This window comes from Rhizobium beringeri, assembly GCF_004306515.1.
GTDB classification, from domain to species: Bacteria; Pseudomonadota; Alphaproteobacteria; order Rhizobiales; family Rhizobiaceae; genus Rhizobium; species Rhizobium beringeri.
On sequence record NZ_SILG01000001.1, the window covers coordinates 1,793,169 to 1,819,661 of the forward strand.

The window sequence follows — 26,493 nt, forward strand, 5'->3', positions numbered from 1 at the left end:
GCCCTATTGCTGCTCCGCGAGCATGCGATAACGGCGTTGGCTGGCCAGCATATGCGCCCGCATTGCCTGTCTCGCCCGCTCCGGATCCTGGTCGGCGATCGCTGACAGGATCTCGACATGTTCGGCATAGACCTTCTGAAGATAGTCGCGGTCATTGGCCTCGGGAAGCGTCGGAAATTGGCCGCGGGGAATGGCTTTTGGGCCGAATTGGCGCAAGACGGCAACATAGAATCGGTTGTTCGTAGCGGCGGCGATTGCCATGTGGAAGGCATAATCCGCCTCCACCGTCTGCTGTCCCGTCTCGATCAGGTTCGCCATCCTGCGGTTGGCTTCGCGGATCGCCGCTTCCTGCTCGGCGGTGCGGCGATAGGCGGCGATCGCCGCCGCTTCACCCTCGGCGGCCATGCGAAACTCCAGCAATTCCAGGGTTTCCGGAATGCTCTTGATTTCCACTGGTGTTAAGGAAAGCATCGAATGCGCCTTCGGATCCGCGACGAAGACGCCTTTGCCCTGGATCGGCTTGACGAAGCCAGCCGACCTCAGATCGGCTATCGCCTCGCGCACCACGGTGCGGCTGACGCCGAATGTCGCTTCAAGCTGCGGCTCGGTCGGCAGCTGGTCGCCGACGCGCAGCTTCCCCGTTTCGATTTGCGCCCGCAGCTGATCGATAACCTGTTGCGCCAGTCTTTGCCGGCCCCGGCTGAGTGTCGTCATTTCGGCTCCCCCAATCCCTTCGCATCAAGTCTCTGTCGCCCGGGACTTGTCAATCTTATCGGACTTCGTTAAATCATAATACGACATACGGACGACATAATATGTTTCCTATAGTAATCCAGGGAGGAGTCACAATGAAGCATTTTTCTAAGAGCTTGTTCGTCGGTGCCGTCATCGGCGCCCTGACGATATCGGCAGCGCAGCTGCAGGCCGCCACGCCGCAGGACCAGCTGGTGATTGGCACTTCGCTGGCCCAGGTTTTGTCGCTCGATCCGCAGCAGGCGACCGAAGGCAAGGCGGTCGAGATCATGTCGAATCTGTACGATCGGCTGGTCGCCAGTACGGCTGATGGTAAGATCCTTCCACAACTGGCGGAAAGCTGGAAGATCGACGACAAGGGCATCACCTTTACGCTGCGCAAGGCCAATTTCGCCTCCGGTAACCCGGTCACCTCGAAGGATGTTGTCTATTCACTGGCGCGGCTCCTGAAAATGGACCAGGCCGCCGCCGCTAACCTCAAGCGCGTCGGCTACGACAAGGACAATGTCGAAAAGCTCGTCAAGGCCGTCGACGATCAGACGGTGCGGATCGATCTCTCCGACCAGGTGACGGCAGAGCTTCTGCTCTATCGGCTGACAACGACGACGACCAGCGTGGTCGACAGCGTCGAGGTCGAGAGCCACGCCGTCGATAACGACTACGGAAATGCGTGGATGCGAACGCATTCTGCCGGCTCAGGTCCGTTCACCCTCAATCGCTGGTCTCCGAACGAACTGGTGATCCTCGACGCCAACAAGGACTATATGGCCGGCACGCCGAAGATGCGTCGCGTCATCGTCCGGCATGTGCCTGAAAGCCAGGTCGAGCGGCTGATGCTCGAACGCGGCGATATCGATATTGCCAGCGCCTTGACCGCATCGGATCTCGCGACGTTCCAGACCAAGAAGGGCTTTGCCATCCAGCGTATTCCGACGGGCGGTTTCTACGTGCTGTCGATGAATGCCGGCAACAAATACCTCGCCAATCCGAAGGTTCGCGAAGCCATCGCCTACGGCATCGACTACAAGGGCATCGAAAAGACGATCATGGGCCCTTACGGCCGGGCGAGAAACGTTCCCGTTCCGGAGAATTTCGAATATGCCATCCCGAACCCCGATTGGCATCTCGACGTCGAAAAGTCGAAGCAGCTGCTGAGCGAGGCAGGCTTCAAGGACGGCTTTTCGCTGACGCTGAAGACCATCGCGCAAACGCCGCGCATCGATCTTGCCACCGCCATCCAGGCATCGCTTGCTCAAGTTGGCATCAAGATCGACATCCAGCAGGGCAACGGCTCGGAAATCATCGCCGCCCATCGCGCTAGGGATTTCGATCTGCTGATCCCGCAGACCAGCGCTTATATGCCGAACGTGCTCGGCTCGATGGAGCAGTTTTCCTCTAATCCCGACAATTCGAAGGAAGCCAACAATGCCGGCAATTTCGTCTGGCGCTCGGCCTGGGACATCCCGGAGCTCACGGCGCTGACCGCGAAAGCATCGATGGAGCCGGACGCCAAGAAGCGTGGCGAACTCTATGTTCAGATGCAGAAGATGTTCGTCGAACAGAAGCCGGCGGTGCTTCCGCTCTTCGAGCGCTTTGAGCCGATCGTCCTCAACAGCAAGGTCGAGGGATATGTGGGGCATCCGTCTCAGCTGACGCGTCTCGAGAACGTCACCAAGGTCGAAACCCAGTAATACTCCCAGGACAGCCGATCATGAAGGAACTCTCCGTAGCCGAATTTGGCCGACGCCTGGCGCATTTGCTGGTCAGCCTGTTCATCCTCTTATGTGTGACCTTCGTGATCGGCCGCGTCTTGCCCACCGATCCGGTTGGCGCGATCGTCGGCGAGCTCGCCGATCCCGCCGCCTATGCGGCGATGCGGGCACGCCTGGGGCTCGATCTGCCGATCTACCAGCAGTTTTTCCTCTATCTGAACGGGCTGGCGCATGGTGATTTCGGCACGGCTGTCCTCACCGGCAATCCCGTCTCTTCGGACCTCGCCCAGGCGTTTCCGGCGACGTTCGAACTTGCGACGCTGGCGGTAATCATTTCGACCTTCGTCGGTGTCCCGCTCGGGCTGGTGGCGGCGCTGTTTCGCGACAGCTTCATCGACAAGACGGCCCGGGTGGTCGCGCTCGTCGGTCATTCGATCCCGGTTTTCTGGTTCGGCATCGTCGGGCTGGTCATCTTCTATGCGGGCCTCAACTGGGTCGGCGGGCCGGGCAGGATCGATGTCTTTTACGAAGGCCTCGTCACACCGCGCACCGGCCTGTTGTTGGTCGACAGCCTGCTGCAGGGCGAGACCGAAATCTTCTGGAATGCGCTCGGCCATATCATTCTGCCGGCCGTCATCCTCGCCTATGCGGCGATGGCCTACATCACGCGCATGACACGCAGCTTCACCCTGGAGCAGTTAAGCCAGGATTATGTCATCGCGGCCCGAGCCAAGGGTGTGAGCCCGCTCGGCACGATCTGGCACCACGTCCTGCCGAACATTGCGGTGCAGCTGATCACCATCCTTGCCATTTCCTATGGCGGTCTGCTCGAAGGCGCTGTCGTGACCGAGATCGTTTTCTCCTGGCCTGGCATCGGCCAGTACATGACGAACGCGCTGATGATCGGCGACATGAACGCCATCGTCGCCGGCACCATCATTGTGGGATTCATTTTCATGTTGTTGAACTTCCTGGCCGACGTCGCTTACGCCGTCTTTGATCCGCGTATGCGGGAGGCGGCCCGATGAGTGACGTCATCCGCAGCGAGATTCAGATCCGCCCTCCAAGTGTGTCGAGCCGTATCGCGGCTTCGTTTGCGCGCGCCGGCCGCAAATTGGCCCACGAGCCGCTTGGTCTTGCCGGTTTCGTCATCCTTGGTCTGCTTTGCTTGATCGCGATCTTCGCGCCGCTCCTGGCGCCCTACGATCCGGTCATACAGTCGCTTGGCGATGCCTTGCAGCCGCCGAGCCTCGCGCATCTGGCAGGCACGGACGAATTCGGCCGGGACATCTTGAGCCGCCTCATCTTCGGCACGCGCATCACCATCCAGACCGTGCTGTCGATCTCCTTGATCGTCGGCCCGATTGGCCTGTTGATCGGCGTCGTCGCCGGTTTCTTCGGAGGGCGCACCGATGCGCTGCTGATGCGCGCCACCGATATCGTTCTGTCTTTCCCGTCGCTGATCCTGGCTTTGGCTTTTGCTGCGGCACTCGGCGCCGGCTTGACCACGGCAATCATCGCGATCTCGTTGACCGCATGGCCGCCGATTGCGAGACTCGCGCGCGCCGAGGCCCTTGTCGTCAGAAACGCCGACTATGTGGTCGCCGCCCGCCTTTATGGCGCCTCGCCGATGCGCATTCTTCTCCTCTATATCGCGCCAATGTGCGTTCCCTCCGTCATCGTTCGGCTGACGCTCAACATGGCGGGCATCATTCTGACGGCAGCTTCGCTTGGCTTCCTCGGGCTTGGCGCCCAGCCGCCGGCGCCGGAATGGGGCGCGATGATCTCCAGCGGCCGCAAGTTCATGCTCGATTATTGGTGGGTCGCCGTGATGCCGGGTATCGCCATCCTCCTCACCAGCCTTGCCTTCAACATCGCCGGAGATGCTCTGCGCGACCTTTTGGATCCCCGCCATGCAAGATCGTAATCTGCAGCCCGTTCTTTCCGTCGAAGGATTGACCGTCCGTTTCGGCCGAGGCGCCGTACCCGCCGTCTCTAATGTCAGTTTCGACGTCGGGCGCGAACGCGTCGGGATTGTCGGCGAATCCGGTTCCGGCAAATCGACGACAGGTCGCGCGATCATGCGCCTTTTGCCGCCGGCCGCGGTGGTCTCGGCCGAACGCATGGATCTTAGCGGCGATCCGTTGCTTTCAAAGAGTGAGCGTCAGATGGGCGCGCTGCGCGGCAAGGACATCGCGCTGATCATGCAGGATCCGCGCTATTCGCTGAATCCGGTGCTTTCGATCGGTAAGCAGATCGCCGAAGCCGCCCGCCTTCACCTCGGTCTTCATAAGAAACAGGCGCATGAGGCTGCCCGCGCCATGCTGGAGCGCGTGCGCATCAGCGATCCGGAGCGGGTCATGGCGCTTTATCCGCACCAGATATCGGGCGGCATGGGCCAGCGCGTGATGATCGCCATGATGCTGCTGGCGCGGCCGAAGCTTGTCATCGCCGACGAGCCGACCTCGGCGCTTGATGTCAGCGTCCGCAAGGACGTGCTGCTGCTGCTCGATGAGTTGGTGCGCGAGAATAATTCCGGACTGCTGTTGATCAGCCACGACATTCGCATGGTGGCAGCTTTTTGCGAGCGCATCATCGTCATGTATGCCGGCCGGATCGTGGAAACGCTGACCCGTCTCGAGGAGGCGCGCCATCCCTATACCCGCGGGCTGATCGCTGCGCTGCCCGACCCGAGGAATCCGGTTCGCCGGCTTGCAGTCCTCGACAGGACGAAACTCGATCTGGAGACGGCGCAATGATCAATGTGCGTGACCTCGATGTCGTCTTTGCCTCTGGCAAGACTAGCAACCATGTCGTCAGGGGCATCAGTTTTCAGGTCAACCAGGGGGAGACCCTTGGCATTGTCGGAGAATCGGGATGCGGCAAATCGACGGTGCTGCGTTGCCTCGCCGGCATGGAGGCCGGTTGGACCGGTCACATCGAGCTTGGCGGCAAACCGATCGGCAAGAAGCGCTCCCGCGAGGAGCTGAAATTCGCTCAGATGGTGTTTCAGGACCCATACGGATCCCTGCATCCGCGCCATCGTATCGGCACCGCCTTGGCCGAGCCGCTGCGCGCCATGCGCCATTCGGATATCTGGTCGAAGGTCGAGAGGGCGTTGATCCAGGTGGGTTTGCCGGCGAGCTTCACAAACCGTTTTCCGCATGAGCTTTCCGGCGGTCAGAGACAGAGGGTGGCAATCGCCCGGGCCCTGATCCTGTCGCCGCCCATCCTGTTGCTCGACGAGCCGACATCGGCGCTCGATGTCTCGGTCCAGGCCGAGATCCTCAACCTGCTTGCCGATCAGCGCGAGGAAAAGGGACTGACCTATCTGCTTGTCAGTCACGACCTCGCGGTCATCGGCCATATGTGCGACCGGGTGTTGATCATGAAGAACGGTTGCTTCGTCGACGAACTCACCAAAGCGGATCTACAGGCCGGCACCACGCATGATGCCTATGCGCGAGAGCTGTTTGAGGCGAGTTTTATCGAGGCTTGATATCCCTCGGCCTTGTGCCACTGCTGTCCGGTTTGCGCGGATAGCTGCCCCTCACCCTAACCCTCTCCCCGTAAAAACGGGGCGAGGGGACGTGCCCTGAGAGAGCGAGGTGGGAACGGAGAGGTCGCGGCATATCCCCTTCGCCCCGTTTACAGGGAGAAGGTGGCGGCAGCCGGATGAGGGGCGGTCTCTGCAATCTCCCGGGCCGAGGCGTCGAAGATGACATTGAATCGACTAGAATCAACGCCATGCACTTAGTGACGTGGCTCCTCAGCGACCTTCCGTTGCGGCAGGCACGTGCCTGACCGCTGCAACGCTACCCCTTTCCACGAGATGGCAGGCGAGCTCGACCCGTCGCCGCGGCGCCGCAAGGCCGAGCATCATGTCGCGCAGCAGATCGAGCGCGGTGGCGCCGAGTTCGCGCATCGGAATATGCACCGTCGACAGCGGCGGATTGAGAAAGGCTGACTGCGGCAGGTCGTCTATGCCCATGACCGAGATGTCCTGCGGTACGGCATAACCCATCGCCTGCAATCCGCGCACCGCGCCATTGGCAAGACTGTCGCCCGCCGTCAGGATGGCGGTGAAGGAAAGGCCTTTCTCGCGGACGAGACGGGTGACCGCTTCCGCGCCGAGTTCCGGCAGCCAGTCGTCGACCTCGAGCACCAGATCGGCATCGGCCGTCAGCCCATGATGCTGCAGGGCATCGCGCCAACCCTCCAGACGCCGCTCGATCGTCCGTCGCCCCGGCCTCAGCATGAACAGGATACGTTGATGCCCCGCCTTGATCAGCCGCTCGGCGGCAATGAAGGAGGCCGAGCGGTTGCAGGGCGTTACACTCGAAAGCCGCATATAGGGATCGTCGCTATTGACCAGCACCACGGGCTTTCCGAGATCGGCGGCCGCTGCCAGCATCTCCTCTTCGTCGACGGTCAGGATCAGCATGCCGCCGAAGCTCGGATCATTACGCATCTCGGCGACGACGCGGGCTTCATCCCCCTTGTCGGCGATAGGGCGCATCGCCAGTTCGATGCCGAGGGCGGCTGCGCGCGCATTCAATCCTTCGAGCACATAGAGCGTGAACTGGTTGCGGACATAGTCGATCATTGCCGCGCCGGAGGCGACGAGCATGATCTTCTTGCCGGCAACGCTCGCCGGCAGGGCGTAGCTGACCGCACTTGCCGTTTCCAGCACCAACTTGCGAATCTCCGGTCTGACGCCCTTTTCGCCGGCCAGCGCCCGCGACACCGTGCTGATCGAGACGCCGCATCGGGCGGCAATGTCGTCGAGGCGCGTGCGCCTGCCTTTTTTCTCTTCCGCCGCCATGTCATCTCCTCGCTCCCAACTACTATGCAAAAATCTTTCAGATTGCGCAAATGGAATGCCTATGCACAATTGTTGCCTGAGGAGTCCGCGACAAGCGGCAGAGCAGGGAGGCTTTGAAATGTGGCTAGACGGCCAGTCCATGCGTCGGCGTTTTACCCGGCGTCTCAAGGATCGAGCATGACGCCGAAAAGTGTGAGCGGTTTTCGGACGACATCATGCTCTAGCTGTTCTAGGGCGGGCTGAAATATGACCACTGAGCAGCAATCCCATCTCCGCCGCGCAACGGCGAAGGATAGCCCTATCGTCTACTGGCAGCTCGCCAACCTGTGGCAGGAGCGCTATGACGTCGACGACCGTCCGATGGACGGCAGCATGGATCCCTTCTTCTTCGTCACCAAGACGAAGAACTTCATTCCGCATGAATATCCCTGCCGCACCGAATTCAAAAAATCCTTCTCCGGCCGGCGGCCGCAACCGGCTGCCGAATTCGAAGCTGTCCGCTGGTGGCTTCCCTTTGCTTCCCCGCGTGTCGATCTCTCCGGCTTCTGGTTCCGCCCGACACGCATCGGCTGCTGGGCGCGCACCTTCCTCGATGTCCAGTCTGCTGGGGCCGCGACGCTTCGCCTGTCGACCTGCGGCGGTGCGATCCTCTTCGTTAATGGCCGCGAGCAGGGCTTCATGGCGCCTTACCAGCGCAATCTCGAAGCCGAGCAGCTGTTCGAAGTCGAACTGGCGGCCGGCCTCAACGAGATCCGCGTCTATTTCGACGATCTCGCCGAGCGCGACGTCCGTTTCTATTTCCAGCTGGATTATGTCGAAGGACCGGAAGTTGAAACCGCCGTGCCCGTTCCCATCGCTGCGGGCGATGCGGATGCGCTGGAGGCGATCCTCGAGGGCATGCGCTTCGACCGCACCGCCTATCTCGGCGAAGATGTGACGATCCTCTTCCCCGTGCCGCTGCCGGTGGCGCTGAGCTGCCATGTCGAGATCGAAGGCGACTTCATGTCGATCGAGCGCTTCGACTATCATTTCGAGCTGGAAGCGGGAGCAACCAAGCTGGAGCTCGGCACCTCGGCTGATATGCCCGCCGATTTCCGCCATTTCCGGATCACCTTCAAAACAGGCGAGCTCTCGCTCGGTCGCACGCTCGGCGTCGAGATCTGTCATCCCCAACGCCAGGGAGAAGCGCCTGCCGCACTGGAGGACCGCGTCGCCGAGGCGCTGGCTGAGGTCGCCGCCCATTCCGAGCCCGACACGGTCTGCGCTTTCGCGCGCCTTGCGCTGGGGCAGGGCGGCGAGGAAACCGAGGCGATGATCTCGGCCATGCTGCCGGTCATCGAGGATTGCCACGACTGCGCCGATTTCGTGCTGGTGCCGCTGCTCTTTGCCTATACGCGCTGGAGTGATCTGTTGTCACCCGAGCTGCGCGACAGGATCGAGCACGCCGTCCTCAATTACCGCTACTGGATGGATGAGCCTGGCAACGACGTTCAGTGGTATTTCTCGGAAAACCACGCGCTTCTCTTCCATACCGCCGCCTATCTCGGCGGCAGGCTTTTCCCCGATGCCGTCTTCGTCCGTTCCGGCCGCACCGGCGCCGAGCAGATGCAGGTCGGCGAAGAACGTGTCCGCGCCTGGCTCGATCATTTCGAGCGCTGGGAAATGGCCGAGTGGAATTCCGTTCCCTATTTTCCGATCGATCTCAAGGGGCTGACGGCGCTGGCCGCCTGTGCGCCGGACGAGACGATTCGCAACCGGGCGAGTGCCAGCATCGTCCGCCTGATGGAGATCGTCGCCCGCTCGGCCCATCACGGCATGCTGACCGGCAGCCAGGGCCGCTCCTACGAACATACGCTGCGCCCCGGCCGCTCGGTCGAACTCTCCGCCATTGCTCGGCTGCTCTGGGGCCGCGGCTGGTACGGCCGGCGTGTCCACGCTTTGCCGCAGCTTGCCGTCTGCATTCGCGATCATGGCTTGCGTTTTCCAGAAGCGCTTGCGGCGATTGCGGCGCATCAGTCCGACGACGCGCAGGAATGGACCTTTTCCCAGGGCGAAAACCGTTTCGCCGCGCTCTATCACTATAAGACCCGTGACACCGCGCTCGGTACCATCGCCCATTATCGTCCCGGCGCCTGGGGCTACCAGGAGACGGTGCTGCATCTGCGCTTGGGCGATCGGCCGGAAGCGCAGATCTGGATCAACCATCCCGGCGAAACCATCCAGTTCGGTTACGGCCGGCCGAGCTTCTGGGGTGGCTGCGGAACGTTGCCGCGCGTGCATCAGTATCGCGATCTGGCGATCCTCGATTTCGAGATCCATGAGGGCCAGCCGGATTTCACCCATGCCTGGTTCCCGCTCGAGGCCTTCGACGACACGTTGGTCGACGGTAATCTGGCGCTCGCCCGCTCCGGCAACGGGATTGCGATGCTGATCGGCAACGAAGCACTGGAGCCGGTAAAGCAAGGCCCGACGACGGATATCGAGCTGCGGCTGGCTGGCCGCAAGGGCCGCTGGATCGTCCGTCTCTCCGATGTCGGGCGCGAGGCTGGCCTTGACGGCATGCAGGCGCGTTTCGCCACGCTTTCGGCCCGCCGCGACGACGAGGGTGCATTGATCGTTATCGATCCGGATTATGGCCGGGTCGTCTTCGAAGAAGACGGCACCGTGCGCGCCGAAGGCCGTATTCTTCGCCCGACGGACTGGTCGGTGCGGGGAGACGCGGTACATCTGAAGATAGGCAGGCAGGCAGCCTCGGCGCGCGGCCTCGTAGACGACGTGTCCGGCAGGTGGAGGACCGGCCGGACGCAGGAATTGATCGATCAGAGGAGGAAAAAATGACCAGAATGAAATCGATCGGCGCGGCTTTTGCTGCAGTTCTCTTGAGTTCCGTTGCCGCCCATGCCGGTGACGTGCGCATCATGTGGTATTCCGACGGCGGCGAAGGCGAGGTGATCAAGGACCTGCTCTCGCGCTTCTCCAAGGCCAATCCCGACGTCAACGTCATCCTCGACGAGGTCTCCTACGACGTCGTCAAGGAACAGCTGCCGGTGCAGCTCGAAGCCGGGCAGGGGCCGGATATCGCCCGCCTCACCAATCTGAAGGCGCCGGCGCAGCACTGGCTCGATCTTCGGCCCTACCTCACCGACGCGAAATATTGGGACGACAATTTCGGCGCTCAGGCCGACTGGATGCGTCCGGACGGATCGAATGCCATCACCGGCTTCATGACGCAGCTGACGCTGACCGGCGGCTTCGTCAACAAGACGCTGTTCGAGCAGGCAGGCGTCGAAATTCCCGGCCCGAAAGCCACCTGGGACGACTGGGCGGCGGCGGCCAAGAAGGTCGCCGACAGCCAGAAGGTCTTCGCCATGGCGATCGACCGCTCCGGCCACCGCGTCTCCGGCCCGAATATCTCCTACGGCGCCAACTACATCGCCGCCGACGGCAAGCCGGCGCCGATCGATCAGGGCGCCAAGGACTTCCTCAGCCGCTTCGTCAAGTGGAACGAGGACGGCACCATCAACAAGGATGTCTGGGTGAGTGCTGCCGGCACCACCTACCGCTCCGCCGCCGAGGACTTCATCAATGGCGGCCTTGCCTATCTTTATTCGGGCAGTTGGCAGGTTTCGGGCTTCGCCCAGAAGATTGGCGACAATTTCGACTGGGTGATGGCGGGCAGCCCCTGCGGTTCGGTCGCATGCTCCGGCATGCAGGGCGGCGCCGGTCTGGTTGCCGTCAAATACACCAAGAACCCGAAGGACGTCGCCAAGGTGATGGATTACCTGGCAGGTGCCGACGTGCAGAAGGAATTTGCCGAACGCAGCCTGTTCATTCCGGCGCATAAGGGCGTCGCCGCCGGCCAGATGGACTTCAAGACCGACAATCCGCATGTGCAGGCGGCGCTGAAGGCCTTCGTCGAAGCGGCCGGCCAGACGGCGGCACCCGCCATGAAGCTGCCGGGCTGGAAGTGGTCGGACGCCTATTACAGCGCCATCGTCGCCCGCATCAGCCAGGTGATCGCCGGCGAAATGAAGCTCGATGACGCCTATGCCCGCATCGACGAGGACATCAAGGCCAAGGTCGCCGGCAACTGACGGAAGAACAGATGACGGCGAAGACGGCTTCTTCTGAACCACCTGTCAAAACCGGTCTGCGGCAGGCGCTCCTTGCGCCTGTCCGGCTTGCCATGGGGCTCGTCGATATTCCCATGCGCGGCTGGCAGAAACTGACGGGGCTGAACGGCATGGCGGGCGTCTTCCTGGCGCCCAACATGCTGATCTTCACCGTCTTCGTGCTGCTGCCGCTGGTGATCAACTTCATCTATTCGACGACGAGCGGCAGCGCCATCTTCCTGCAGAACAGGACCTATGTCGGCGCCGACCAGTACCGCATCCTCTTCGATTGCGGCAGCTATCTCGACCCTTCGACCTGCGCGGCCGACACCTTCTGGGCGGCCGTGCGCAACACCGCCGTCTTCGTCGTCTTCCAGGTGACGTTGATGCTGATCGCAGCGCTCGCAACGGCGCTGATCCTCAACCGCGAGCTTTCCAATCGCGGCTTCTGGCGCGCCGTCTTCTTTTTTCCGGTGCTGCTGTCGCCCGTGGTCGTCGGCTTGATCTGGAAATGGATCCTGCAGCGCGAGGGCCTTTTGAACTATGCGCTGAGCCCCTTCGGCTTCGAACCCTTCTCCTGGCTCAGCGATCGTTTCTGGGCCTTCTTCTTCGCCGTCTTCGTCTCGGTCTGGGCGCATATGGGCTTTTATGCGCTGATCCTGCTCGCCGGCCTCCAAGCGATCCCGCGGGATCTCTACGAGGCGGCGGCAATGGACAGCGCCCGTCCGACCCGCATCTTCCGGCGCATCACCCTGCCGCTTCTGATGCCGAACCTCATCGTCGTGCTGGTCTTGGCGCTGATCCGCGCCGTGCAGATCTTTGACGAGGTCTTCGTTTTGACCGGCGGCGGGCCGGGCACCAGCACCATGTACATCACCCAGTATATCTACGAGACCGGCTTTGCGAGTTCGCTGCGCAATCCGGGGCTGGCTTCCGCCGCCTCGATCCTGATGGGCATCGTGCTCGTCATCCTGACGCTGGTCCAGCTCGGCGTCAGTAGCCGCAACGAGAAGAAGGGAGCACGCCGATGAGCGCAGTCTCTGCGTTTCTGCTCCGCCGCCGCGGCCGAGGCTGGCACTGGACGGATGTCGTCACCTGGATCTGGCTGATCTCAGGCGTCTTCCTGATGTTCGGCCCGGCCGTCTGGCTGGTCTTCTCCTCCTTCAAGACGCCGGCGGCCCTTGCCGAGTTCCCGCCCTCCTTCCTGCCCTATGTCACCGAACAGGCAGTGGTGCCGGGATACGACAAGCCGTTGCCGCTCTATAATGTCGCAATGCCGGATGGCAGCACGCGTGTGCTCGCTGAAGTCCGCCGCATCGGCATCATCGGCCAGATGGTCGATCCGAAACAGCCGGGCGAAATCGTCAAGGCGAATATCAAGGACCGCACGCCGGTGCGCCAGGTCGAATTCGCCGGCGGCAACTACACCGAACCTTTCCAGCGCTTCGATTTCTTCCTGTTCCTGCGCAACTCCGTTTTCGTCACCGTCGTGGCGACGGCCATTACGCTGCTCGTCAATTCCATGGCCGCTTTCGCGCTGTCGAAATACCAGTTCCCCGGCCGCACCGCCGTCATGCTGATGATCCTGGCGACGCTGATGGTGCCGCTTTCGGTCATCGTCGTGCCGCTCTATTCCGTCATCGGCACGCTGAACCTCTTCGACAGCCTGTGGGGCGTCATCCTGCCGACGGTCGCCACCCCGACGGGGGTCTTCCTGCTTCGGCAATACATGCTGACGATCCCCGACGAATTGCTCGACGCTGCTCGCATGGACAAGGCCAGCGAATGGCAGATCTACTGGCGCATCATCCTGCCGCTGTCGGCGCCGGCTCTGGCGGTGTTGGCGATCTTTTCGGTCGTCTGGCGCTGGAACGACTTTCTCTGGCCACTGATCGTGCTCTCGCGCAAGGAACTCTATACGCTGCAGGTCGGCCTCAACGTCTATGCCGGCGAGCTCAACGTGCAATGGCACTACATCCTCGCCATGACCGTCGTCTCGATGATCCCGGTCGTGCTGATCTTCGTCTTCCTGCAGCGCTTCATCACCACAGGCATCGCCGGCTCGGGGCTCAAATAGGCCACCTTAAGAAAAGAAAACAGGAGAGTGCATGAGCGGGCTAGAGCTCAGGAACATCGTCAAGAATTTCGGCGCCGTCGAGGTCATTCGCGATGTCTCGCTTCATGTCAACGACGGCGAGTTCGTCGCTTTCGTCGGCCCTTCCGGCTGCGGGAAATCGACGCTGCTGCGCCTCATCGCCGGCCTCGATAAGCCGACTGGCGGCAACATTGCCATCGACGGCAAGGATGTTACCGCTATCAGCGCCGCCGATCGCGGCCTGGCCATGGTCTTCCAGTCCTATGCGCTCTATCCGCATATGAGTGTCAGGGAAAACCTCGCCTTCGGGCTCGAGAACACCAAGGTGGCCAAAGCCGAGATCGAAGCGCGCATCATGGACGCTGCGCGCATGCTGGAGATCGAGCCTTTCCTGCAGCGCCGTCCGGGCCAGCTCTCCGGCGGACAGCGCCAGCGCGTGGCGATCGGCCGCGCCATCGTGCGGCGGCCGGATGCCTTCCTGCTCGACGAGCCGCTATCCAATCTCGACGCCGAACTCAGGGTCAGCATGCGGGCCGAACTGGCGGCTCTTCACGCCCGCCTGAAGGCGACGATGATCTATGTCACCCACGATCAGGTCGAGGCGATGACGCTGGCCGACCGCATCGTCGTGCTGAGAGGCGGCAGGATCGAGCAGGTGGGAACACCGCTGGAACTGTACAACAAGCCGGCCAACCGCTTCGTCGCCGGCTTCATCGGCGCGCCGCACATGAATTTTCTCGAAGGTGCGATTGTCGGTCACGAGGGCGGTTTCGCTGAGGTCGAAACCGTCGGCGGCCATCGTCTCTCGGTGATTGCCAAGGAGGCACGCCCGACGGGCGAAAGGGTCAGCATCGGCATCCGGCCGCAACACATCACCCTTGCCGATGAGGGCTCAGCGGGCAGGCTGGACACCCGCATCACCCTTGTCGAGGAACTGGGCTCGGAGACCGTCGTCCACGCCGACGCAGGCGGGAAGAAACTGATCGCGGTCTTTGCCGGCCAGCAGCGGATGAAATCGGGCGACAGCCTGCCGCTGCATCTCGATCCCGATGTGCTGCACCTCTTCGGCGAGGACGGCCGGCGCCTGTCCTGATGGGCTGAACCGCTCGTCAGCTTCCAGTCAGGCGCTCCCAATTCGCATGCGCGAACTTCGCCTTGTCGGCGGCGTCGAGCTCCAGATCGTCGACAAATCGCCGCGCCTCGCCTCCGGGCCGATACTGGTATGGGTAGTCTGTCGAGAACAGGATGCGGTCCACGCCGACGGCATCGATCGCCTGCCGCAAATAGGCCGGGCTGAACATGCCGCTGGCCGTCAGATAGAGATTGTTGCGGACATAGTCGAGGAAGGGCCGCTTGAGTTTGGACACCCGATCCAGCATGACGAGCCGCTCGAGATAAAACAGCACCAGCTCACCCCAGTGCCCGAGGATGACCTGGAGGTTCGGGTGACGGTCAAAGACGCCGCCCAGGATCAGACGCACGAACTGGATGCCTGCCTCGAAATGCCATCCGAGGGCAAACGTGGACAGGGCGAGATCGATGGGGGCGCCGAAGCCCGTATAATAAGTATCGCGAATACTCGTCTGCGGGATCTGCGGATGAATCAGGAGCGGGACATTGAGTTCCGCCGCGCTGGCGAATGTTGGCTCGAAGATCATGTGATCGAGATTCTTGTCGCCGACCCGGCCGAACAGAACGGCACCCTTGCAGCCGAGTTCCTCGACGGCCCGCCGCAGCTCTCGCGCCGCCTCGTCCGGCTGCGCAAAGGAGAGAGCTGCCATCGCCTGGAAGCGGGATGGGTGAGCCGAAACAGCCTCGGCCAGAATGTCGTTGGCGCGACGAGCAAGATCGACGCCGTGATGGCCGAGATTGTTGAGACCCGGGGTCGTCAACGAGAGAACCTGCACATCGACGCCGGTCTCGTCCATCAGAGCCAGCCGCTGCTCTCCAATATCCGCCAGTCGTTCGCCGAGCAGACCCGGATTGAGCCCAAGCGTTCCGTCGTCGGCGCCGGGGATCGTGTTCCACCCATGCTTCACCTCATCGGGCAGGACATGCTCTTCGATTGCGATGATCTTCATTGGTGAATTCCTTCGGTCAGGACTTCTGGGTGAGTTGATCGACGATCGCTTGGCCGACGCCGTGTGCAGACGCGGGGTTCTGACCTGTGATCAGACGGCCATCGACCACCACCTTCTCCGTCCAGTTCGGCGCCGACTGATGCAACGCGCCTCGCTCCTTGAGAGTCGTTGCCAGCAGATAAGGCACGACCTTGGTGTACTTGACCTCCGCCTCTTCCTCGTCCGTGAACGAGGCGAGCTTCTTGCCCGCGACTAAATGGCTGCCGTCCGAGAGCGTTGCGTTCACCAATGCCGCGGGGCCGTGGCAGACCGCCGAGACGATGCCGCCGGTTTCGTAGATATCGCGGATGACGCGTTGCACAGCCGGGCTGTCGGCGAAATCCCACATCGTGCCATGACCGCCGGCGAAGAACACCGCTGAGTAGCGAGCGGGATCGAGTTCGTCGAGGATGAGCGAGTGGGCGAGCGCATCGCGGAACTCGCGGTCCTTCCAGAAGCGGGCGTTGACCGGATCGGTGAGGTCGAAGAAGTCGATCGGCGGATGGCCGCCCCGGATCGAGGCGATCTCGGTCGGGATGCCGGCCGCGCGGAAAACCTCGAGTGGATGCGTGAGTTCGACCATCGCAAAGCCGGTCGGCTCGCCGGTATCGCCTCTGATCGGATGGCTGGTGACCACGCAAAGGATGGGCTTGATGTTATTTGCCATTGTCTTGGCTCCTCAGGAATTGAGCGAGGCCATGTCTATGAGGACGCGGACTTCATATCGCTCTTCAACATGCGCTCGTAGGCTCTGCTGCGCCTGCCGAATTGGCGATCGGGCGCAAACTGTTCCGTTGTATCGCGGACGGGGAATCTCAGGCGTTGCCTGAAGCAAACAGTGATTCCCAGTTGAGGAAGGGGCCAAGCGGGATGACCTCCCAGTCGATAAGCCCGGCCTTGGCCAGCGGGAATTCGCTCAGGGCCTGCTTGGCGGCTTCGACCGATTCGCATTCGGCGATGATGGCGACACCCGGACGATCCTGGCGGAAATAGATGTCGCGGATGATGCCGCCCTTGTACATCTGCCAGGCGTGTCGGGCTTCATCCGACATATGCGGCTGGTACTTTTCCAGGCTGGCGCCGGGTTGGGGAATATCGAGGCAAAGCAGTTTCATGGCAGGATTCCTTGGTTGGAAAAGATGGATCAGGCGGGTTGAAACCGGCGCACGGTCTCGGCGACGCGATGACCGAGATAGCCCGCGGTCTTAAGGTCGCTCCCGGCAGGCGTGACATCCGGCGCCTGATCAATGTTCGATTGGGTCATGACGCCAAGCCAGCTCCCGAGCCGGTTGAGGTCGTCTGTGCTGCCTGTGCTGCTGCTGTTGCCCGGCATCAGATCGAGACCGACCCAGATCATGCCGTGTTGCGCGGCAAACAGCGCCATCGATACGAGCGAGTTCAGCTTGTCGCCGTGCTGGGCTCCGGAGTTGGTGAAACCGGCAGCGATCTTGTTGCGCCACTTCAGCTCCGACCAGGCCGCTTTGGTGGAGTCCTCGAAGAACTGCTTGAGCTTGGCGCTGATGAGGCCGTTATAGGTCGGCGACCCGAAGATAATGGCGTCGCTGCGTTCCAGCGCGTACCAGTCCATCGCGCCATCCGCGACGGCGACCAGTTTCGCCTCGATTCCATCCACTTCCCGTACGCCTTCGGTAACCGCCTCGGCGACACGCGCGGTATGGCCGTAGCCGCTGTCATAGACGATGGATACCAGCAATTGCCGTCCTTCCGTTGATGAGATAGCGCGCGAACGGCGGGCGATGTTTTGCCATATGTCCGGCTTGCTTAGGTCGCGGTTGCCACGAAATATCGTTTGCTTGGCCGGCCTTATATCGTAGAATGCAGTTGACGATTAGAAATCGTTTTTCTCTTCTTTGGTTCCTGAGGTTCTCCAATCGAAGGGCCGCTCTTCGCGAGGATCCGCTTGGTGAGAGACAGGTTTGATGGAGTGCAAGTCTTTGTCGAGGCGGTCGAGACGGGCGGCTTTGCCAAAGCTGCCGAGCGATTGTCGTTGACGCGCTCCGCGGTCGGTAAGGCCATCGCGCGTCTCGAGGAGCGCCTGGGCGTCCGGTTGTTTCACAGGACCACGCGGACGCAGAGCCTGACCGAGGATGGTCAGCAATATTACGAGCGCTGTGTGCGTGCGATCGAGGAATTGCGCGCGGGCGAATCTCTCCTGGAATCCGGCCGGCGCGAGGTCGTCGGCAGGTTGCGCGTGTCGCTGCCCGTCTTGTTTGGGCGCTACTGCGCCGCGCCCATCCTGCGTGCCTATGCGCGCCAGCACGAAAAGCTTGAACTCGAACTCAGCTTCAGTGACCGCCGGATCGATTTGATCGCCGACGGCTTCGACCTGGCGGTGCGCAATGGCGTTCTAGGCAACGGAACCGCGCTCCACGCGCGGCGACTGGCCAGCCCACGCAAGGCGCTATGCGCCTCTCCAGCCTATCTTGCCGCACGAGGGGAGCCGCGTTCTCTGTCGGATCTGTCAGAACATGACACGCTGGTATTCTGGCGCAACGATCATGGCCTGATTTGGCAGCTTCCCGATGCGACCGGTGCTCTCATCGACCTGTCGGTCACGTCAAGACTGCGCTTTGACGATCTCGAAGTGATCGCCGATGCCGCCGTCGACGGCATGGGCCTGGCTTGGCTTCCCTACTGGCTGATCCATGACCGCGTGCAGGCAGGCGAATTGGTCGAACTCTGGACCGATCGGCCGAGGGCGGCGATGGAATGCTACGCTGTGTGGCCAACCACCCAATATCTGCCGTTGCGGTCGCGACTGGCGATCGATGCGCTTGCCACCGAATTGCCGAAGCGTTTCGTCGTCTGAAGCGGATCCCTTTGCGCTTTATTTCCCGCAGGAGCCGCGCAACGGTGCAAGAAAGCGGCTCGCCACTCTGTCGTCGCAGCCGCTTACGTTGAATAACGCAACGCGTTCACGAGAAGGGAAAAGGCGGGCGAAGACTGGCGTCGGCTTGGGTAGTAGAGATGGAAGCCCTCCCAATAGGGAGAAAAATCTTCCAGAAACCGGTGGAGACGACCAGTTCCGAGATGGAGCTTGGCGATATCTTCCGGGACATAGGCAAAGCCGAAGCCGTCGAGAGCCGCCTCAAGAACGTTGTAGATCGTGTTGAAGACCAGCTGTCCGTCCACCCGAACCTTGATCTCGCGGCCGTTCTCTTCGAACTCCCAGGCATAGAGACCGCCATAGGTGGGCAGGCGCAGATTGATGCACCTGTGTTGCATGAGGTCCTTCGGATGTGTTGGAATATCGCGTGAGGCAAAGTAGGATTCTGCGGCGACGACCGCGAAGCGAACATCCGGCCCGATCCTCACCGAGATCATGTCCTTGGCGATCTGTTCGCCGAAGCGCACGCCCGCGTCGTAGCCTTCACTGACGATGTCCTGCAGACCGTAGTTCACGTCCAGTTCGAGCCTGATGTCGGGATATTGTTGGAGAAAGGTTCGAAGCTTCGGCCATATGTAGCACTCGATCTGGTAGTCGCCGGCGGTCAGCCGGACGGTTCCAGCCGGCTGGTCCCGAAGAATGTTGAGCCCATCGAGCGCAGATCCGATCTCGTCGAAAAGCGGACCGATGCTCTGCAGCATCCGTTCGCCTGCCTCGGTCGGTGAGACGCTGCGCGTCGTCCTTGTCAGCAGCCGCACGCCCAGCCGCTGCTCGAGCTGACGGAGCGTATGGCTCAGCGCCGACTGCGAGACGCCGAACTTAGCTGCAGCTTTGGTGAAACTGCGCTCCCTCGCAACCACCAGGAACACCATCAGGTCGTTGATATTCTGGCGCTCCAATGATGATTCCTCCTCATAGACCGACGCCCATCATAAACGCCTGCCTATGAAATGGTAGCAATCAACTCTGGAGCAGCAGGCACGCCGGACTCCTTTGCGCCGGACCGGCGTGCTTTTGCTGCAGGCTGGAGCTTCACTTCGCCCGGCTACGCAGCACCTCTCCGACAACCGACGATGCAGAGAAGGCGTTCGGCCAGCCGGCGTAGAAGGCCGTATGGGCAACGACCTCGCCGGCTTCATCGGCGGTCAGGCCGTTATCCATGGCGCGGTTGAGGTGATAGGTGATCTGAGCGCTCTGGCCCGATGCGATCAGCGAGCTGACCGTCACGAGGCTGCGGTCTCGCGGTGCAAGGCCCGGCCGCTGCCAGAGATCGAGGAACAGCGGGTCGGTTGTGAACTGCACAAGGCCCGGAGAGATCGGACCGACGTTCGTCTCGACGCCGGTGGCGCGTTGGCGCTCGGCTTCCTCGTTGAGTGGCAGCAGTTGCGGAGAGGCCGCAGGCAGCTGATCGGTGGTGATGCCCCGGTCTTTGAAGACGTCCTTGGTCGCGGCGACTGCCGACATCGCGTTCGACCAGCCCGCGTAGAAAGCCAGATGCGTGATGATCTCGGAGACCTCCGTCGAGGTCACCCCGCTATCGAGAGCGACGTCGACGTAGTGCTTCAGATCGATTGCCTGGTTTCGGGCGATTAGCACGGCCAGAGTGACGATGCTGCGATCGCGACGTGACAGTTGCGGCCGCTGCCACAGGTTTCCGAGCAAGTCCTCTTCAGCGTATCGGCCAAGAGCGGGCGATACGGACTGGATATCGCTGACCGACAATGATGAAGCACTTGCCGGCATGGCTCCGCCTCCACTTCCTTCCTGGGCCATGACAGGCTCGCCCATCGTGAGCGAGATTGCCGTGGCGGCCAAAATTCGTTTCATGATGATATCCTTCCAACTCGGTTGTTCCGGCATCGCCTGGAATGGGCCTGCAACGGCGCAACGACAAAAGCCGCAATGCGCTCGTCGTCAGCGTCGAAGCAGGTTGCTGTGGTATTGGCTGCCGCAGAATGTGCCGCTAGAGACCGGATCGACGCAGCATTTCTTCGGGATAACGAGCTCCCTGAATGACGATGTTGGTCTGCTCGATCTCATCGAGATCGGCCTTGTCCAAGGTGACGTTCAGCGCGCCGATATTCTCTTCGAACCGTTCGAGCTTGCGTGTGCCGAACAGCGGAACAATCCAGGGCTTCTGCGCCAGCAGCCAGGCTAGCGCGACCTGGGCCGGCGTCGCACCATGCTTCTCGCCGATCTTGCCGATCAGCTCCACCAGCTTCAGATTGGCAAGACGCGCTGTCTCGGAGAAGCGGGGGATTCCCGCGCGGATATCGGAACTGTCGAATGTGGTGTTGAGGTCGATCTTGCCGGTCAGAAATCCCTTGCCGAGAGGGCTGAAAGGCACGAGCCCAATGCCGAGCTCTTCAATCGTCGGGATGATTTCCGCTTCCGGCTCGCGGGTCCACAAGGAATATTCGCTCTGCAACGCGGTAACCGGCTGTACCGCATGCGCCCGGCGTATCGATTGGGCACCGGCTTCGGACAGGCCGAACCACCGCACCTTGCCCTCGGCGATCAGCTCCTTGACCGTCCCGGCCACATCTTCCATCGGCACGTCCGGATCGACCCGATGCTGATAGTAGAGGTCGATGTGGTCGGTGCGCAGGCGCTTTAGGCTGCCCTCGATGGCACGGCGGATCTGCGCCGGCTTGCTGTTGACGCCACCGCGGTGCTCGCCCGTCTCCTGATCGATGTCCCAGCCGAACTTCGTAGCGATCTTGACCTTGTCGCGAACCGGAGCAAACGCCTCGCCCACCATCTCCTCGTTCGTCCAGGGCCCGTAGACTTCAGCGGTGTCGAAGAAATCCATGCCGCGTTCGACGGCGGTGCGAAGCAGGTCGATCATCTCGGCCCGGTCGGGAAGCTCGCGGGCCTTGCCATAGCCCATGGCGCCCAGCGACAAAGCGGAGACTTCCAGGCCCTGGCCGAGTGTGCGCTTGATCATCTTGCGTCTCCTTTGCTCGAGTTGGTTTGGATGGCTACCGACGACGCCATCCGGATCCGACCGCCGTCAGGCAGTTTCCTCACGCGGCGTGATCCGGACGGTTGCCGCGCGTGCTCGGGCGCTGACCATCGGCGCGAGATACTGGCTCTTGCCGTATTTGCGCGATAGGCGTCGTCGATGCGATCGTTGATCGGGCCGTCGACAGGCTCGAAGGCGACCGTGCGTGTCATGCCGGCGGCAACGATCCGCCCAGCCTTCTGGTGGACCGCCGCCTGATACCAGCGGGACTTCTGACCATGGTAGCCGCGCACGTAGAGCGAACCATCGACGACAACCTCCCAGATCCAGGTCGGGGTGCCATAGGTGGCGCCATCGTCCCGGAACGGCGCGATTTTCAAATCGTCGGCCTGATCGATTTTGCTAAGCTCGTCATCCGACCAGTTCATCGTCGCTCTCCGCTCAGTTTGGCTACAGTCGTGGTACCGCTTCCCGATCTCATGTTCTGAATATAGAGCGCGTACCCAACCATGATTAGGCGCCGCAAATCGCATGAACTTATGAGCGTGAATCATCAATGCAGGTCACGGGTGGAGGTTCGGCCCGCGACGCAGCCTTTTGCTCTTACGGCGCTCTGCTGGAAAGGTGGCTGAAACGCACATCCGTCATCGCTCAAGTCAACGAGCGGCGTAACCCGGGGCGAGGGAACATGGCGACTGATTGCGGTATGATCGGCATTCTGCTACGAACGGCCTGTCGAAAGAGTGCTGACCGGATGGTAGCCCGGTCGCCGTCTCAAGGGACGGCAATTCTCCCTCCAAGGGTATCCGCGACACCCGAGACCGGCTTGCCGGTCGCAAAGGTGTGTCCGCTGATAACCACGTCATCGTCGGCGCACCTTCTCAACTGTTGGAAGGATGGACGACCTTGAAGCTCTCAGGAAACACAATTCTCATTACTGGCGGCGCAACCGGCATCGGTTTTGCGCTCGCGCGGCGCCTTTCCGAAAAGGGCAATCACGTCATCATTTGCGGTAGAAGCGAAGCCGCGCTCCGGAAGGCACAGGAGGACGTGCCTGCGCTGATCACCCGCATTTGCGACGTTGCCAACGGCGAGAGCCGCCGTTCTATGGTCGAATGGCTGAAGGTGGAGCATCCGGCACTCAACGTCGTCGTCAACAACGCCGGCGTTCAGCATCGGCGCGATTTCAATACCGATCCGGCGATCGACACTCTCGATCAGGAAGTAACGATCAATCTTACGGCACCGATCCATCTGATCGCCGAACTGCTCGCCACCTTGAGGCAGCAAGAGCATGCGTTCATCATCAACGTCAGCTCGGGCCTCGCCTTTTCGCCGATGGCCGATGTCCCGGTCTATTGCGCCACGAAGGCCGCGATCCACTCCTTTACGCTCAGCCTGCGCCATCAGTTGAAATCGACAGCAATTCGGGTGATCGAGGTCGCGCCACCGATCGTCGATACCGCTCTCGGCGGTGGTACGCGCAGCGAAGGCACCGCAAGCCGCATGGTGGTCTCCTCGGAAGAGTTCGCTGCCGATGCGCTGGCGCAGCTTGAAGCGGATAAGGATGAGATCCTTGTCGGCATCTCCGCCGACACGCGCCGGATGGGCGAAGCCCTGTTCGAGCGCATGAACAGCCGCTCCTGATGGGTGTGGATTGCGGTGACCGGTGGCGGCAATCCCTCCCGAAGATCGCTGCTCGGCCGCTTGATCTGCAAGCGGACGACCTCACACCAACGATGGTGCCAGAATCTGGCACCGTGGTGGTCTAACCTGCTCGACGTGACGGAATTCAGAAAAGCCATGGTCATCAGACTTCGCGGCGACGCCGGAAAATGCCTCCGCGGATGTCCATGCGATCCCCAAGCATCCCCGTCAAACGCGGGCAGGGGAGGTCGCCTGGTCATCGGGCCGCTGGCGCTGCCCGGGCTCGCGGCGGCTGCCACCGTCACAGTCGTGCCTTCAGCAAACAGGAAGAATGGCCCACTATGAAACGCATTCAATATCACCAGTACGGCGGCCCCGATCTGATGCGGCTCGAGGAGTTCGAACTGGCTTCGCCTGGTAAAGGACAAGTGGCGGTCAAGATCAAGTTCGCAGCGATCAATCCCATCGATTGGAAGCTGCGGGCGGGACGGATGAAGATCGTTACGGGGAGGGCTTTTCCTCGTGCAATGGGGATTGATATTTCCGGGACGATCATTTCGGTCGGTGAAGGGGTGACGCGCTTCAAGATCGGCGATGCCGTGTTCGGTCTTGCCCGGTTCAAGGAGAGCGGCGCCCTGGGAGAGGCTGTCGTCACCAAGGACAGCTTCTTGGCTAAGAAGCCCGACACCGTTTCGTTTGAGGAGGCGGCGTGTCTCGGAACGCCTGGAGCCACTGCTTGGAACGGGCTAGTCGACAAAGCGAAGCTAACTGCCGGCGAGCACGTCTTCATCAATGGCTGTACCGGTGCGGTGGGCGAAGCGGCTGTGCAGATCGCGCAGATTCTGGGCGCAAAGGTCTCGGGCAGTTGCAGCGCGGTAGCGACGGAACGGGCGCGGGCCCTCGGCGTTCAAAACGTGTTCGACTATCGGACAACTGATTTGTCGACGGTTCGCGAGCGTTTCGATGTGGTCTACGACACGTCTGCGACGATGACGGACGCAGTGGGGCTTGGGCTCTTGCGTCAGAATGGCCGGTTCGTCGACCTCAATCCCACGCCGGGAAAATTCATTCGGTCGCTGTTCAACCGAAGGCTGAAGGTTGTGGTGTGCACACCGAGGTCCGAGATCCTCGATAGAATCGCTCGTGCCGCCAAGGACGAAAATCTTCGCCTTCCTATCGCCGAGATCGTGCCCCTCAGCGAAGCCATTCCACTCATCACGGCTCTTGAGTCCGGACGGAAGCTCGCCGGAAAAGCCCTCGTCGTGATGGAGTGAGCGTGTCACGAAGCCATCGATTATTTGACCTGATGCAAGTTCTTCGTCGTCACCGCGGAACGGTGGCCGGCTTGACGCTTGCGCGCGAGCTCGGCGTTTCGCTGCGGACCATCCGTCGTGACATCGTGACGCTGCAGGCCATGGGCGCGGATATCGATGGAGAGCCCGGGGTCGGCTACATACTGCAGCCGGGCTTCCTTTTGCCGCCTCTGTCTTTCACGGAAGAAGAGATCCAGGCGCTTGTCGCTGGCGCGCAGTGGGTTAGTCGGCACACAGACGATGCTTTGGCGCACGCTGTTCAAAACGCGCTCGCAAAAATTGGCGGTGTGCTTCCCCCCGACCTGCGACGGGGCTTGGACGACAACACGTTCTTTGTTGGTCGTTCTGAAAAAGGTTCATCGGTGCTTGATCTGGCGCAGGTCAGGCGAGCGATGCGCGAGCAGCGAAAGATCCGCATCACGCACGCAGATCAAAGCGGGGCTGCGTCCGAAAGAAACATATGGCCAATCATGCTGGGATTCATTGATTCACAGCGATTTATCGCGGGTTGGTGCGAACTGCAGGGCGACTTTCGCATCTTCCAAGCTGACCACGTCATGACCGTCAGTTTCCTGGACGATCACTATCCGGGAAACCGCCGCCAACTCGTCAAGGAGTGGCGCGCTCAGGAAAAGCATCCCTGCAAACAGAGGGATTGCGGATAGCTGATTGTTGCCTCGGCCCCCGAATTCAACCTCGCTCTGCAGGCATGCCTGCAGAGCGTTTCGAAGACTTTATAGAGATCGGAAATAATGATGGCTTATGCGACTTCCTCTGACCGCCCCTTCAAGCAGAAGCGGCGAATTTGGGCCTTTTGGGTGCTGACCGTTGTCTTTGTCACCTTCCAGCTTATCGCGCATCCGGGCTTCGGACCTGAAAGCCTTTTTCTCACACTGCTCGCTCAGTTTGGAACATTGTTGATCGCTTTTGGCATAATCGGACGAATCTGGTCGACCATCTATATTGGAGGTCGAAAGAATTCCGCGCTTGTGACCCAGGGACCCTATTCGATCACGCGCAACCCTCTTTATCTCTTTTCGCTCTGCATGATCAGCGGCGTCTGCCTGGTGTTTGGAAGTCTGCTTATCACCGCAATTTTCACGCTGCTCGCCTATCTTGTGTTCAGATATACGGCGAAGCGGGAGGCTGTATATTTGTCTCACCTCTTCGCTGAGCCATATGCGGAATACGCCCGGCGCACACCGTTGTTCTGGCCCAATTTCTCCAATTTTGAGTGGGGGCAGGCTCCGGTGATTTCCAACCGGGCGCTGCTGGTGACATCAAGAGATTCTCTCTTCACCATCGCCATGATCCCATTTTCCGAACTGGTCGAATACCTTCGAGAAAGCGGCTTTCTAGCCATGGCTATTATTGTTCCTTGAAGAGACCGTGTGAACTGCACTTCGAGGTGCGAACGGCGGCCTCTGTCCTAATAGGCTGTGACAAACCGCTCGTCAGCTTCCAGTCGTGCGCTCCCAATTCGCATGCGCGAACTTCGCCTTGTCGGCGACGCGCCGAGGTCCAGATCTTCGATAAACCGCCGAGCTCGGGCTTGATTGATCGAGGCGTCAGGCCTTCCGGGGACGAACCTCCATAAACACGTATGGCGCGCCGGTTCCCGAGGGGATCGCATAGACGTCATAGACCGCGGCCGGATCGACACCCATTCCCAATGAGCCGGACGGCATCCCCGGCACCGACAGTCCTCGGACCCGGGGCCGCTCTCGGAGCAGGCGCTGCACGGCCTCGAGCGGAACATGTCCCTCGAGGTAGTATTCCTCGACGGCAGCGGTATGGCATCCTTCCATTTCGGCAGGCACGCGAAGCCGTGCCTTGACTGCGGCAAGGTCGTCGGTGTTGTGGAGATCGACGGAATAACCCGCCTCTGCCATTGCCTTCGCCCATTCGTGGCAGCAACCGCAATTCGGGTCCTTGTAGACAGTCATTTTTGCCGGCGCCGTGGCACGAGCCTTTCCGCTCAGGAACACCAGGGCAGAGCCCGCCATTGCAATGAAACTTCTTCTTCCGTGCATCGTCTGCGCT

General features: G+C 61.3%; 24 protein-coding genes and 2 pseudogenes. 15 read left to right on the plus strand and 11 right to left on the minus strand.

The features are described 5' to 3' along the window. Window positions 1-3: 3 nt before the first annotated feature. Window positions 4-714: a FadR/GntR family transcriptional regulator gene (locus ELH03_RS09180; protein WP_018069616.1), complete on the minus strand. Its 711-nt coding sequence runs from the start codon at window positions 712-714 to the stop codon at window positions 4-6. Window positions 715-848: 134 nt separating this feature from the next. Between ELH03_RS09180 and ELH03_RS09185 the strand changes: the two genes are divergently transcribed. From ELH03_RS09185 to ELH03_RS09205, 5 genes are read left to right on the plus strand one after another with little or no spacing between them, the layout of a single operon-like run. Then, window positions 849-2,444: an ABC transporter substrate-binding protein gene (locus ELH03_RS09185; protein WP_003559263.1), complete on the plus strand. Its 1,596-nt coding sequence runs from the start codon at window positions 849-851 to the stop codon at window positions 2,442-2,444. 20 nt (window positions 2,445-2,464) lie between these two features. Beyond that, window positions 2,465-3,493 carry an ABC transporter permease gene (locus ELH03_RS09190; RefSeq protein WP_018241958.1) on the plus strand — a complete coding sequence of 343 codons (1,029 nt, stop codon included), beginning with the start codon at window positions 2,465-2,467 and terminating at the stop codon, window positions 3,491-3,493. Next, entirely contained in the window at window positions 3,490-4,392 is a 903-nt protein-coding gene (locus tag ELH03_RS09195) for an ABC transporter permease (RefSeq protein ID WP_128402422.1), read from the plus strand. Before ELH03_RS09190 ends, ELH03_RS09195 begins: the two co-directional genes overlap by 4 nt. Further along, on the plus strand, window positions 4,379-5,224 hold the full coding sequence (locus tag ELH03_RS09200) for an ABC transporter ATP-binding protein (protein WP_128402421.1): 846 nt from the start codon (window positions 4,379-4,381) through the stop codon (window positions 5,222-5,224). The genes ELH03_RS09195 and ELH03_RS09200 overlap by 14 nt, the downstream gene beginning before the upstream one ends. Further along, entirely contained in the window at window positions 5,221-5,964 is a 744-nt protein-coding gene (locus ELH03_RS09205; RefSeq protein ID WP_128402420.1) for an ABC transporter ATP-binding protein, read from the plus strand. Before ELH03_RS09200 ends, ELH03_RS09205 begins: the two co-directional genes overlap by 4 nt. A 270-nt stretch (window positions 5,965-6,234) precedes the next feature. Here ELH03_RS09205 and ELH03_RS09210 read toward each other — a convergent pair whose 3' ends face one another. Then, on the minus strand, window positions 6,235-7,290 hold the full coding sequence (locus ELH03_RS09210) for a LacI family DNA-binding transcriptional regulator (protein WP_130766243.1): 1,056 nt from the start codon (window positions 7,288-7,290) through the stop codon (window positions 6,235-6,237). Window positions 7,291-7,536: 246 nt separating this feature from the next. On the opposite strand from ELH03_RS09210, the pseudogene ELH03_RS09215 reads away from it, so the two are divergent. The 5 genes and pseudogenes from ELH03_RS09215 to ELH03_RS09235 all read left to right on the plus strand — a co-directional run bounded on the left by ELH03_RS09215 (window position 7,537) and on the right by ELH03_RS09235 (window position 14,590). Then, window positions 7,537-10,060 (plus strand): annotated as a pseudogene (locus ELH03_RS09215) (hypothetical protein). A gap of 64 nt (window positions 10,061-10,124) precedes the next feature. Further along, a complete protein-coding gene (locus ELH03_RS09220; RefSeq protein WP_028731953.1) occupies window positions 10,125-11,384 on the plus strand; it encodes an ABC transporter substrate-binding protein in 1,260 nt (419 codons plus the stop codon). Between the two features lie 11 nt (window positions 11,385-11,395). Continuing rightward, entirely contained in the window at window positions 11,396-12,433 is a 1,038-nt protein-coding gene (locus ELH03_RS09225; RefSeq protein ID WP_128402418.1) for a carbohydrate ABC transporter permease, read from the plus strand. Next, window positions 12,430-13,479, plus strand: a complete 1,050-nt coding sequence (locus tag ELH03_RS09230) for a carbohydrate ABC transporter permease (protein ID WP_003539547.1) — start codon at window positions 12,430-12,432, stop codon at window positions 13,477-13,479. The genes ELH03_RS09225 and ELH03_RS09230 overlap by 4 nt, the downstream gene beginning before the upstream one ends. A 31-nt stretch (window positions 13,480-13,510) precedes the next feature. Beyond that, entirely contained in the window at window positions 13,511-14,590 is a 1,080-nt protein-coding gene (locus ELH03_RS09235) for an ABC transporter ATP-binding protein (RefSeq protein WP_128402417.1), read from the plus strand. A gap of 16 nt (window positions 14,591-14,606) precedes the next feature. Here ELH03_RS09235 and ELH03_RS09240 read toward each other — a convergent pair whose 3' ends face one another. The 4 genes from ELH03_RS09240 to ELH03_RS09255 all read right to left on the minus strand — a co-directional run bounded on the left by ELH03_RS09240 (window position 14,607) and on the right by ELH03_RS09255 (window position 17,331). Further along, complete coding sequence (locus ELH03_RS09240; RefSeq protein ID WP_128402416.1) at window positions 14,607-15,578, minus strand: amidohydrolase family protein; 972 nt, start codon at window positions 15,576-15,578, stop codon at window positions 14,607-14,609. 16 nt (window positions 15,579-15,594) lie between these two features. Continuing rightward, a complete protein-coding gene (locus tag ELH03_RS09245) occupies window positions 15,595-16,284 on the minus strand; it encodes a type 1 glutamine amidotransferase domain-containing protein (protein WP_128411368.1) in 690 nt (229 codons plus the stop codon). A 148-nt stretch (window positions 16,285-16,432) separates the two neighbouring features. Further along, window positions 16,433-16,732 (minus strand): YciI family protein, encoded by a 300-nt coding sequence (locus ELH03_RS09250; protein ID WP_128402414.1) that lies wholly within the window; start codon window positions 16,730-16,732, stop codon window positions 16,433-16,435. Window positions 16,733-16,761: 29 nt separating this feature from the next. After that, complete coding sequence (locus ELH03_RS09255) at window positions 16,762-17,331, minus strand: flavodoxin family protein (protein WP_130766244.1); 570 nt, start codon at window positions 17,329-17,331, stop codon at window positions 16,762-16,764. 210 nt (window positions 17,332-17,541) lie between these two features. Between ELH03_RS09255 and ELH03_RS09260 the strand changes: the two genes are divergently transcribed. Next, window positions 17,542-18,447: a LysR family transcriptional regulator gene (locus tag ELH03_RS09260; protein ID WP_105008133.1), complete on the plus strand. Its 906-nt coding sequence runs from the start codon at window positions 17,542-17,544 to the stop codon at window positions 18,445-18,447. A gap of 83 nt (window positions 18,448-18,530) precedes the next feature. On the opposite strand, the gene ELH03_RS09265 is transcribed toward ELH03_RS09260, so the two are convergent. The 4 genes and pseudogenes from ELH03_RS09265 to ELH03_RS09280 form a co-directional block, all read right to left on the minus strand. Further along, window positions 18,531-19,424, minus strand: a complete 894-nt coding sequence (locus ELH03_RS09265) for a LysR family transcriptional regulator (RefSeq protein ID WP_128402412.1) — start codon at window positions 19,422-19,424, stop codon at window positions 18,531-18,533. A 133-nt stretch (window positions 19,425-19,557) separates the two neighbouring features. Continuing rightward, window positions 19,558-20,352 carry a carboxymuconolactone decarboxylase family protein gene (locus ELH03_RS09270; RefSeq protein WP_130766245.1) on the minus strand — a complete coding sequence of 265 codons (795 nt, stop codon included), beginning with the start codon at window positions 20,350-20,352 and terminating at the stop codon, window positions 19,558-19,560. A 136-nt stretch (window positions 20,353-20,488) separates the two neighbouring features. Next, the gene (locus ELH03_RS09275; RefSeq protein WP_130766246.1) at window positions 20,489-21,472 is read right to left on the minus strand and encodes an aldo/keto reductase; all 984 of its coding nucleotides are present in this window, start codon (window positions 21,470-21,472) and stop codon (window positions 20,489-20,491) included. Window positions 21,473-21,538: 66 nt separating this feature from the next. Continuing rightward, window positions 21,539-21,918: pseudogene (locus ELH03_RS09280) on the minus strand (DUF2255 family protein). 478 nt (window positions 21,919-22,396) lie between these two features. Here ELH03_RS09280 and ELH03_RS09285 point away from each other — a divergent pair. The 4 genes from ELH03_RS09285 (at window position 22,397) to ELH03_RS09300 (ending at window position 25,832) form a co-directional block, all read left to right on the plus strand. Beyond that, window positions 22,397-23,137 carry an SDR family oxidoreductase gene (locus ELH03_RS09285; RefSeq protein WP_128411373.1) on the plus strand — a complete coding sequence of 247 codons (741 nt, stop codon included), beginning with the start codon at window positions 22,397-22,399 and terminating at the stop codon, window positions 23,135-23,137. A gap of 341 nt (window positions 23,138-23,478) precedes the next feature. Continuing rightward, on the plus strand, window positions 23,479-24,411 hold the full coding sequence (locus tag ELH03_RS09290; RefSeq protein ID WP_130766247.1) for an NAD(P)-dependent alcohol dehydrogenase: 933 nt from the start codon (window positions 23,479-23,481) through the stop codon (window positions 24,409-24,411). After that, window positions 24,408-25,115: a helix-turn-helix transcriptional regulator gene (locus ELH03_RS09295; protein WP_128411375.1), complete on the plus strand. Its 708-nt coding sequence runs from the start codon at window positions 24,408-24,410 to the stop codon at window positions 25,113-25,115. Before ELH03_RS09290 ends, ELH03_RS09295 begins: the two co-directional genes overlap by 4 nt. Window positions 25,116-25,202: 87 nt before the next feature. Continuing rightward, window positions 25,203-25,832 (plus strand): methyltransferase family protein, encoded by a 630-nt coding sequence (locus ELH03_RS09300; RefSeq protein ID WP_245485409.1) that lies wholly within the window; start codon window positions 25,203-25,205, stop codon window positions 25,830-25,832. Between the two features lie 186 nt (window positions 25,833-26,018). On the opposite strand, the gene ELH03_RS09305 is transcribed toward ELH03_RS09300, so the two are convergent. Next, a complete protein-coding gene (locus tag ELH03_RS09305) occupies window positions 26,019-26,483 on the minus strand; it encodes a DUF411 domain-containing protein (protein WP_128411376.1) in 465 nt (154 codons plus the stop codon). Window positions 26,484-26,493 lie beyond the last annotated feature (10 nt).

Excerpts from the sequence above, each read along its gene's own strand:
- ELH03_RS09180 (WP_018069616.1), bottom strand. The coding sequence starts at position 714 with ATGACGACACTCAGCCGGGGCCGGCAAAGACTGGCGCAACAGGTTATC.
- ELH03_RS09185 (WP_003559263.1), top strand. The coding sequence starts at position 849 with ATGAAGCATTTTTCTAAGAGCTTGTTCGTCGGTGCCGTCATCGGCGCC.
- ELH03_RS09190 (WP_018241958.1), top strand. The coding sequence starts at position 2,465 with ATGAAGGAACTCTCCGTAGCCGAATTTGGCCGACGCCTGGCGCATTTG.
- ELH03_RS09195 (WP_128402422.1), top strand. The coding sequence starts at position 3,490 with ATGAGTGACGTCATCCGCAGCGAGATTCAGATCCGCCCTCCAAGTGTG.
- ELH03_RS09200 (WP_128402421.1), top strand. The coding sequence starts at position 4,379 with ATGCAAGATCGTAATCTGCAGCCCGTTCTTTCCGTCGAAGGATTGACC.
- ELH03_RS09205 (WP_128402420.1), top strand. The coding sequence starts at position 5,221 with ATGATCAATGTGCGTGACCTCGATGTCGTCTTTGCCTCTGGCAAGACT.
- ELH03_RS09210 (WP_130766243.1), bottom strand. The coding sequence starts at position 7,290 with ATGGCGGCGGAAGAGAAAAAAGGCAGGCGCACGCGCCTCGACGACATT.
- ELH03_RS09220 (WP_028731953.1), top strand. The coding sequence starts at position 10,125 with ATGACCAGAATGAAATCGATCGGCGCGGCTTTTGCTGCAGTTCTCTTG.
- ELH03_RS09225 (WP_128402418.1), top strand. The coding sequence starts at position 11,396 with ATGACGGCGAAGACGGCTTCTTCTGAACCACCTGTCAAAACCGGTCTG.
- ELH03_RS09230 (WP_003539547.1), top strand. The coding sequence starts at position 12,430 with ATGAGCGCAGTCTCTGCGTTTCTGCTCCGCCGCCGCGGCCGAGGCTGG.
- ELH03_RS09235 (WP_128402417.1), top strand. The coding sequence starts at position 13,511 with ATGAGCGGGCTAGAGCTCAGGAACATCGTCAAGAATTTCGGCGCCGTC.
- ELH03_RS09240 (WP_128402416.1), bottom strand. The coding sequence starts at position 15,578 with ATGAAGATCATCGCAATCGAAGAGCATGTCCTGCCCGATGAGGTGAAG.
- ELH03_RS09245 (WP_128411368.1), bottom strand. The coding sequence starts at position 16,284 with ATGGCAAATAACATCAAGCCCATCCTTTGCGTGGTCACCAGCCATCCG.
- ELH03_RS09250 (WP_128402414.1), bottom strand. The coding sequence starts at position 16,732 with ATGAAACTGCTTTGCCTCGATATTCCCCAACCCGGCGCCAGCCTGGAA.
- ELH03_RS09270 (WP_130766245.1), bottom strand. The coding sequence starts at position 20,352 with ATGAAACGAATTTTGGCCGCCACGGCAATCTCGCTCACGATGGGCGAG.
- ELH03_RS09275 (WP_130766246.1), bottom strand. The coding sequence starts at position 21,472 with ATGATCAAGCGCACACTCGGCCAGGGCCTGGAAGTCTCCGCTTTGTCG.
- ELH03_RS09290 (WP_130766247.1), top strand. The coding sequence starts at position 23,479 with ATGAAACGCATTCAATATCACCAGTACGGCGGCCCCGATCTGATGCGG.
- ELH03_RS09300 (WP_245485409.1), top strand. The coding sequence starts at position 25,203 with ATGATGGCTTATGCGACTTCCTCTGACCGCCCCTTCAAGCAGAAGCGG.
- ELH03_RS09305 (WP_128411376.1), bottom strand. The coding sequence starts at position 26,483 with ATGCACGGAAGAAGAAGTTTCATTGCAATGGCGGGCTCTGCCCTGGTG.